Source organism: Kineococcus indalonis, from assembly GCF_009906395.1.
Classification (GTDB): domain Bacteria; phylum Actinomycetota; class Actinomycetes; order Actinomycetales; family Kineococcaceae; genus Kineococcus; species Kineococcus indalonis.
Genome location: NZ_JAAALM010000194.1, coordinates 1 through 6,707, shown reverse-complemented (window position 1 = coordinate 6,707; position 6,707 = coordinate 1). Strand labels below are relative to the sequence as shown.

Annotated in this window: 4 protein-coding genes; all 4 read right to left on the bottom strand. The window is 78.4% G+C overall.

What is annotated here, in order from left to right; translation table 11 throughout:
- Positions 1-491 precede the first annotated feature (491 nt).
- A complete protein-coding gene (locus tag GTR00_RS25765; protein WP_407659678.1) occupies positions 492-1,637 on the bottom strand; it encodes an App1 family protein in 1,146 nt (381 codons plus the stop codon).
- 94 nt (positions 1,638-1,731) lie between these two features.
- Positions 1,732-2,703: an NAD-dependent epimerase/dehydratase family protein gene (locus GTR00_RS11060; RefSeq protein WP_166611677.1), complete on the bottom strand. Its 972-nt coding sequence runs from the start codon at positions 2,701-2,703 to the stop codon at positions 1,732-1,734.
- Positions 2,700-5,456, bottom strand: a complete 2,757-nt coding sequence (locus GTR00_RS11055; protein ID WP_205705550.1) for an alpha/beta fold hydrolase — start codon at positions 5,454-5,456, stop codon at positions 2,700-2,702. Before GTR00_RS11055 ends, GTR00_RS11060 begins: the two co-directional genes overlap by 4 nt.
- A 40-nt stretch (positions 5,457-5,496) precedes the next feature.
- Positions 5,497-6,543 (bottom strand): 3-oxoacyl-ACP synthase III, encoded by a 1,047-nt coding sequence (locus GTR00_RS11050; RefSeq protein WP_166611675.1) that lies wholly within the window; start codon positions 6,541-6,543, stop codon positions 5,497-5,499.
- Positions 6,544-6,707 lie beyond the last annotated feature (164 nt).

The following is a 6,707-nucleotide window of genomic DNA, read 5'->3' as shown; positions in this document are numbered from 1 at the left end:
CGCCCCGCACCGCTCCGCCTTCGCCGCCCGTCGCGCGGGCGGCGAAGGCGGAGCGGTGCGGGGCGCGGTGGTCGTCGTGACGGAGATCACGTCCCGGACCGGCCCCTGGGCGGCCCCCGGGGGCAGCGCACCGGGCGCCACCCTCACTACACTCGGGCCCGCCGGTGCTGCCCCGCGGCGCCGGTGACGACCCGCCACCTGCAGGTGTGAGGACAGTGCTGTCCGCGGTTCGAGGAGCAGACGACCGGCGCCCGCGCCGGTCACCGTCCGAGACCAGGAGGTACGCGATGGACCAGAACACCCCCGTGGAGACCACCGACGTGAGCATCGACGTGCGCGACGCCGCCGAGCTGACCACCGTCGCCAACCCGCGCCGCGTGCGTCTCTGACGTCGCGGCCCGACCGCCGGGGCCGGTCCCGCACCCGCGGGGCCGGCCCCGGCGCCGTTCCCTCCCCGGCCGCGCGCACCGGCCCCCGGCCCCGCCGGCGCCTCAGGCGTCGTGCAGCAGGCCCGCCCGGTGCCAGCGGTGCATCAGCTCGAAGCCGTTGTCGCCGGTGACCCACGGCACCCGGCTGTCCCGCGGCGCCGCCGCCGCCGTCAACGGGTGACCACCCGCCAGCAGCTGCTCGGCCGGCGTCAGGCGCCGGATGGCCACGCCCGCCACCCGCTCCGGGGCCGCCGCCACGAACTCCGCGTACAGCGTCGGGTCGTGCTGGCCGTCGTCGCCCACCAGCAGCCACGTCACCTGCGGCAGCTCCCGCGCCAGGCGCGCCAGCGTGCCGCGCTTGTGGGCGCTGCCGTCGCGGAACCAGCCGGTGTTCGTCGGCCCCCAGTCCGTCAGCAGCAGCGGGCCCTCCGGGTAGCCGTTGTGCCGCAGGAAGCGCGTCAGCGTCGGCGCCACGTTCCACGCCCCCGTGGACAGGTACAGCACCGGTGAGCCGGGGTTCTCGGCCACGAACTGCTGGTACATCTCCGCCATGCCGTTGACGGGCACGCGGGCCCGCTCGTTGAGCACGAAGCTGTTGTACGCCGCCAGCAGCGGGCGCGGCAGGCGCGTCACCACCACCGTGTCGTCGATGTCGGACAGCAGCCCCAGCTGCGGCTGCGGGCCCACGACGACCACCCGCGCGGTGCCGCGGTGCTCGCGCGCCGCCTCCGGCACGAGCTCCGCGCCGCCCTCGGTGTCGTCGTCCACCCGCTCGGCGGCCGCCTGCAGCGCCCCGGCGTCCACCTCCGCGCCCGGGCCCACCGTCAGGGTGATCGGGTGCACGCCCGGCGGCAGGTCCACCTCCACGACCTCGTCGAGGTAGCCGCCGCGGTCGGTGCGCAGCCGCAGCCGCCGGCCCGCCAGGTGCACCGTGACGTCCGCACCGGCCACCGGCACCGTCAGGAAGTTGCGCCACCCGCGCACGCTGCGCACCGCGTCGCGCTCCGCCTCCGCGGCGTCGTCCTCGCGCCCCAGCAGCACCCGGCCCAGCACCCGCACCCACCCCGGCCCCCCGTAGCACGGGTAGGCCACCGCCCGGGCGTGGTAGCCGCGCCGGCGCAGGCCGGAGCCGACCACGCCCTTGACGGCGTCCTCCACCCGCGCGGCCCGGTGCAGGCCGTGCTCGCCCGGCCGGGCGGCCAGGTCCAGCTCGCGCAGCTGCCCCAGGTCGCGCAGCGCCTCCTCGCGCCGTCGCGGCCGCGCCCCGCCCGTCGTGGTACCCCGCGTGATCACGGGACCCACGCTAACGGGGCTCGAACCCCGCGGCGAGGCGGCGGAAGCCCTCCTCCAGCGGCACCCGCGGCGCCCACCCCAGCGCCTCGCGCGTGCGGCGCTGCTCGAACCAGTGCGCCGTGGACAGCTGCTCGGCCAGGAAGTGCGTCATCGGCGGCTCGTCGGCCACCCGCAGCCCCGTCCAGACGCGCTCCACCACGCTGCCGGCGACCTTCGCCAGGCCCGAGGGCACCCGCCGGGTCGGCGCCGGCACCCCCGCGGCCTCGCACACGCTGGCCAGCCACTCCGCCACCGTGCGCGGCTCGCCGTTGGTGACGACGAACGCCTGCCCGTGCACGTCCTCGGCGCGGTCCAGCGCCGCCACGAGCGCGTCGACGGCGTTGTCCACGTACGTGGTGTCCACCAGGGCGGTGCCGTCGTCCAGCAGCGGCAGCCGCCCGGCGCGCGCCCGGTCGGCGATGCGCTGCACCAGCTGCGTGTCGCCCGGGCCCAGCACGATGTGCGGGCGCACCGCGACGACCGCGAAGCCGGGGGCGTCCGCCTCCAGCGCCAGCAGCTCCGCCTGCGCCTTGGTCACCGCGTACGAGCCGCGCGCCGCCGCCGGGTCGGCGGGCGTGGTGCCCACCCCCACCAGCGCCGCGCCGCCGTGCGCCACCGAGGGCGAGCTGACCATGACGAACCGCCGCGCCCCCGCCGCGCGCGCCGCGGCCAGCAGCCGCTCGGTGCCGCGCACGTTGGTCTCCACGTACTCCGCGTGCGGACCGGTGATCGACACCTTCGCGGCCAGGTGCACCACGGCGTCCACGCCCTCGCAGGCGCGCTGCACCGCCGCGGCGTCCGTCACCGAGCCGAGGACCTCCTCCAGGCCCTCCAGCCCGGCCGGGCGGCGCTGCAGCACCCGCACCGCGTCGCCGCGGCGGGCCAGGGCCAGGGCGGTCTCGCGGCCCAGCATGCCGCTGGCGCCGGTGACGAGGACCTTCACGCGAGCCTCCCGGCGCGGTCGCCGGCCAGGACCCGCTCCGCCCAGGCGGCGACGCGGACCCGGTCGATCTTGGAGTTGTGCCGCACGTCCGTGGGCAGGGCGGGCACCAGCAGCACCGCGGCCAGGTTCCTGCCGGTGGCCCGGCGGACCTGGCGCGCCAGCGGCGGGGGAGCGACGGTGGTGCGCCGCACCGGCCCCGTCACCGCGGTCTCGGCCTCGGCGACCACGACGAGCTGGCGCGCCGCGCGCGGCCCGACGCCCACCAGCGCCGCGCGGGCGATGCCGGCCACGCGCTCGGCGCGCTGCTCCACCCCCACGGGGGTGACGACCTCGTCGGCGGTGACCACGACGTGCGCCAGGCGCCCCTCGACCCACACCCGGCCCGCCTCGTCCAGGTGCCCGACGTCGCCGGTGCGGTGCCAGCGGCCGGAGCCGAGCGCGCCGGCCAGCTCGGCGTCCGGGCGCACCCGCACGCTCGCGGCGGTGGTGCCCCACAGCTGGTCGTAGCGGTCCTTCACGTGCTCGCCGCCCACCACGACCTCGCCCGTCACCCCAGGCGCGGCGGAGACCTCCTCCGACGCGCGCCCGTCGGCGTCCAGCGGGGCCACGCCCACCACGACGCCCGGCACGGGCCGGCCCACGCAGGTGCCCTCGCCCTCACCGGCCTCGAGCACCTCCGACAGGCTCACGTCGGTGGCGGGCAGCACCTCGGTGGCGCCGTAGGGGGTGCGCGGGTCGGCCAGCGGCATCAGCTCGCGCACCCGCTGCAGCAGCGCGGTGGGCACCGGCGCCCCGGCGGACAGCAGCACCCGCACCCCGGCCAGCGCCTCGCGGCGCGGCGCGTCCAGGGCGTCCGCGGTGGCCAGCACGTTCACGACCGCCGCCGGCGCCAGGAACGCCGAGGTGGCGCCGCCGGCGGCGACCGCGTCGGCCAGCGCCCGCGCCGTCAGCGTCGCCGGCTTCGTCACGTCCATCGCCGGCACCACGCAGGTGGCGCCCAGCGCGGGCCCGAACAGCGCGAACGGCGCGAACGCCGACACCAGCGGGTGGCCCGGCCCGGTGCGGATCACCGCGCCCATCGCCGTGGCCAGCCGCGCCAGCTGCGCGTGCGTGTAAACCACGCCCTTGGCCGGGCCGGTGGAGCCGGAGGTGAACAGCACCGCGCCCTCGGCGCCGGCGGCCGGCTCCGGCGGCAGCGGGGTGCCCCCGGCCAGGCGGTTGCGCCCGAGCTCGGCCACCTCCAGCAGGGTCGCCTCGGCGCCGGTGGCGCGCAGCGCGGCGCCGCCGACCGGCCCGGCGGCGATGCGCCGGCCGGGCCAGCGCAGCGCCCGCGCGGCCGCCAGCGCCCTGGGCACCCCGACCACCCAGTCCACGCCGCTGCCGGTGACCGCGCGCGTCAGGCCGCGCACGCCCAGCCCGGCGTCGGCCACGACCGCGACCGCGCCCACGCGCAGCACCGCGTACAGCGCCGCGGTCAGGTCCGCGCCCGGGGGCACCAGCAGGGAGACCCGCTGCCCGGGGAGCACACCCAGCTCCTGCAGGCCCGCGGCGAGCTCGCGGGTGCGCCGCGCCAGCAGCGACCAGCCGATCGCCCGGGAGGTGCCGTCCGCGGCGACCTCCACCACGGCCGGGCCCTCGTCGCCGGAGCGCTCCTCCAGCGCCGCCCACAGCCGCGGCGGCCCGTCGCTCCCGCCGTCCGCCGCGGCGGCGCCGGGCGCGTCACCCGCGCCGGTCGCGTCGGCTCCCCCGGGGGCGCTCGCCACGCGCTCGCCCAGCCAGTCCAGCACCACCGGGGCGAAGCGGTCGTCCTCCGGGACCAGGTGGCTGGCCCCGGCGAGGCGGTGCACGTCCGCCCGCGGCAGCCGGCGGCGCCAGTCGCGCAGGAACCGCTCGCCGAAGACGGGGTCGCGCGGGCCCCACACCACCAGCGCCGGCACGCCGGCCGCCCGCAGCTGCTCCACGCCCTCGCCCACCGCGTCCAGCGCGGGCCGGCTGGGGTGGTCGTGGCCCACGGGCACGTCGGCGACGAAGTCCTCCACGCCGGCGCGGTCCTGCGCCGTGCGGTACGGCAGCCGGTACGCCGCGCGCACGTCCGCCGCCAGCCGCGGCTTCGGCAGCTCCAGCGTGGTGCGCAGGAACAGGTCCGCGCGGCGCGTCACCAGCGGCAGCACGCCCGGCAGGGTCGCCGCGCGCAGCGCTCCCGGCGCCGGCGCGTCCGCGGGGTAGGAGGCGGCGGTGTTCGCCACGACCAGTCCGGCCAGCCGCGCCCCGCCCGCCCCGGCGCGGTGCCGCCCGGCGCCCTCGCCGGTGCTGCGGGCCAGCTCCCCGGCCGCCCAGCCGGTGACGACGATGCCGCCCCAGTCCTGGCCCACGGCCACCACCGGGCCGGTCAGCTCCAGCGCGTCCATCACGTTGGCCAGGTCCGCGGTGCGCTGCGCGAGCGTGCGGTGCACGCCGGTGCGCTCGGAGAAGCCCATCTCCAGCTGGTCCACGGCCACCACGCGCCACGGCACCGGCGCCGCGGAGGCCGCCGCGGCCAGGTGCCGCCACAGGTACGACCAGGTGGGGTTGCCGTGGACGCACACCAGGGTGCCCGCGACCTCGCCCTCGGCGGCGCCGGGAGCGGTGTCCAGCAGGTGCCAGGTGCGCGGCACGCCGGCGCTGTCGGGGGCCTGCACCAGCCGCGACCAGCGCGGGTCCAGGCCGGGCAGCCCGGCGGGCGGCAGGGACGCCGGGCGCAGGGGAGCGGTCACCACCGGCGCGGCCCCGTCCCGGTGGTGGGCAGCGCAGCGCTCACCAGGCGAGCTCGATCATCGCGGTGTTCAGGCCCGAGCCGACGCCCATGGCGATCACGCGGTCGCCGCGGCTGAGCTCGGGGGCCGTCGCGGCCAGCGTCATGGGCAGCGAGATCGGGCCCACGTTGCCCCAGCGCGGGAACGTCATCGGCACCTTGGCCGGGTCGATGCCGATGCGGTCCACGAGGGTCTGCGTGTGCACGCGGGAGATCTGGTGGATCACGAAGCGGTCCGCGTCGCGCCAGCCCCACCGGGCGTCGCCGCCCTCGAAGGCGTCGGCGACGATCTCGATGCCCTCGGTGAGCATCAGCTTGGCGTCGGTGCGCATGTGGTGCATGTCGCCGATGCACAGCTCGTGGTGCGCGGTGCCCGCGCGCGTCACCCCGCCCAGCACCCGGTGCGCCTCGGGGTGCTCGTCGGCGCGCCCGATCACCGCGGCGGCCGCGCCGCAGCCCAGCGTCAGCGTCGCGAACTCGTTGAGGAAGTCCTTGCGGGTGGTGCTCTCGCGCTGCATCCGCTCCAGGGTGCCCCGGTGCATGCTGCGCACGTCCTCGGCGCCGAGCACCACCGCGTAGCGGATCGCGCCCGCGTCGATCATGGCCGAGGCCACCTGCACGCCGTTGACCCAGGCCAGGCAGGCGTTGGTGATGTCGAAGTTCATCGCCGACGTCGGCAGGTCCATCCCGTGGTGCACGGACGTGGCGATCGCCGGCTCCAGGTGCGGGCGGGTGACCGTCGTGCTGATGACCAGGCCGACGTCGGAGGCGTCCACGCCGGCCTCCGAGAGCGCCTTCACGCCGCACTCGGCGGCCACGTCGGCGGCGTCCTGCCCCTCGGCCCACCAGCGGCGCTCGCTCACGCCCGCGACCTTCTCCAGCAGACCGGGCTGCAGCCGCAGCCGCTGCAGCGTCGGCGCCAGGACCTCGTCGAAGCGCGACGACGGCACCACCACGGGTGCCTCGACGTGCGACACCGACAGCAGGGCCGCGTTGGCCGGACGGAAGGTCGAATTGCCCAGCGCGTCCCCGCCGGTGGTGTCGTTCAAGGGCTTCCCCAGATCCTCGGTCCTGCGCCGCGCGGTGGGCGCGCGCCGGGACCGGGGCCTGGGCGGACCGGCCGGCGCGGCTGTCGCGGCGAGGGATCAGGTTAGCCGTCCTTCGCCGCGGCGCCTCCCGGGCGGGTCCCGCCGCGCGTGGCGCGCCCCGCGTC